This is a genomic window from Peribacillus sp. P4_C12, from assembly GCF_056402095.1.
In genome coordinates, this window is record NZ_JBFUIB010000660.1 from 1 (window position 1) to 1,749 (window position 1,749).

Sequence of the window (1,749 nt, forward strand, 5' to 3'; positions counted from 1 at the left end):
ATATAATGGAACATGAACAATCATCTCATGATAGACAAATTCATCCTTTTCGGTGGTCATAACCATTCCGTCAAGTAGAAGCATATTACCGAATTCTTCGGTTTGAATCATGTCCAATTGTTGATACTCTGTTTTCTCGGAGTGAAGGTTTTTATTAACTCTTGCTGTAATACCAAAAGACTCAGTTTGTTTTTCTGTAAACCATAATTCCATATTCGATTTCTTTTCCTTTCTATATTTTTATTTATATGATCAGACATAAGATAGATGAACTCGAAGCAGATGGCACTGCTTCGGATGCATTTACTTCTATCGGATCATACAAAATTGAAAATTCGATTAAATCTGTCTATATTCACTCTTTAATGATACCTCACAATAAACGATAGTTCATTGGCGGCTGGTCCTCCGACGTCGAGAATCAGGAACCTGACGTATAGACAAAATCAAGCCTTTTCTCACCCCGTCATACCATCTTTATAGAGTGATAGATATAATATAAACCTTTGCGTTTCACAAAGGTCAAGCTTTTTTAATGGGAATTTGAATTTCAAACATAACTTAACTAGGATTATCTGTAAGGGTTATATTAACCTAAACGATTTGCAATGCATCACTTCGATGCCACTGAGTATATAATTAGCTGTATGAAATGATTTGAACCCTAACATAGAGCAAACATGCTTCTTAATAAAACGGTAATCTTGTTCTACTATATTCTTGAGATATCTAACTTGCCTTATTTGCATGCCTTCAGGTATATGTTTCTCTTCTTAAAATCAAAGGTAAAATGAGAAATGAGTGATTTTGGTGTTAATTGGATATGCACGTGTGTCACTCAAAACATCTATTACTCTGTCAATTGGTCGTAAACAATTTTGATGAACGGCTCCACGAATTGAATGTTCATAAAAGTCATATTTCTTCTCCAACACTGAAGAAATATATTAAACTGTAGCCTCGAGAGGAACTTGATTGTCGTCAGCTGCCACCTTCTTCTTGGCTTCATCCTCTAACTTCTGATTCCGTTCAATCTCTAGCGCTTTTGGAACAGAAATACGATACGCTAAGATAATGGCCAGGATAGCACCAAGAAACTTTCCAACCATTACCGGAAAAATAATAGTTGGTTGGAAATTTGCCGGGAATGCGAGCTGATCACCAATCATCCAACCACCACTAATCGCATAAGCAATCGTTAGTACCTTATCTTTAGCAGGCATGTCCTTAATGATTTTAAAAAGGGCTAGTGGATTAGCTGTAGCAGCAATAACTCCTGCACTACCGATGCTGCTCAAGCCCAACATCTTACCAAAAAATTGAAGTGGCTTAGCAAGATATTTTTGAATAGCATGGACCATCGGAAACGCGCCCGCAAGCATAATACCGATATATCCGGCAATTTCTAACCCTCTAAACTGATCTTCTTCATCCGCAATAATCGGATCAAATCCCCAGCTTCCGAACACCGTCGAAAAAACACCAGTAAAATATTCTACAATCGAAAAAACTAATACCAACTTCATCGCTGCGCTCATGAAGTGACCGATCCACATAAAACCTTTAATCATTAAATTAGGGAACATCCGTAATCCAATCGCAATAAATATCCCAACCACAGTCAAAGGAACAAGGTTAATCAAGATCGTGCCTATTGACATCGATAATTGATACGTCGGCTCTGCCGTTGTACTAATCGTTTCTCTAATCTTTGTGTCCATTAAAGCAAGTATGCTTGTTGTAATAAAT

Annotated in this window: 1 protein-coding gene and 2 pseudogenes; all 3 read right to left on the bottom strand. The window is 37.0% G+C overall.

Features of this window, described 5'->3' with window-relative positions; all coding sequences use genetic code 11:
* A pseudogene (locus AC1DUW_RS27720) lies at positions 1-213 on the bottom strand (spermidine synthase); the annotation flags it as partial.
* 371 nt (positions 214-584) lie between these two features.
* Positions 585-773, bottom strand: a pseudogene (locus AC1DUW_RS27725) (DDE-type integrase/transposase/recombinase); the annotation flags it as partial.
* 174 nt (positions 774-947) lie between these two features.
* Positions 948-1,749 (bottom strand): ethanolamine utilization protein EutH (gene eutH, locus AC1DUW_RS27730; protein ID WP_477644041.1); only part of this gene is annotated, 802 nt, incomplete at its 5' end.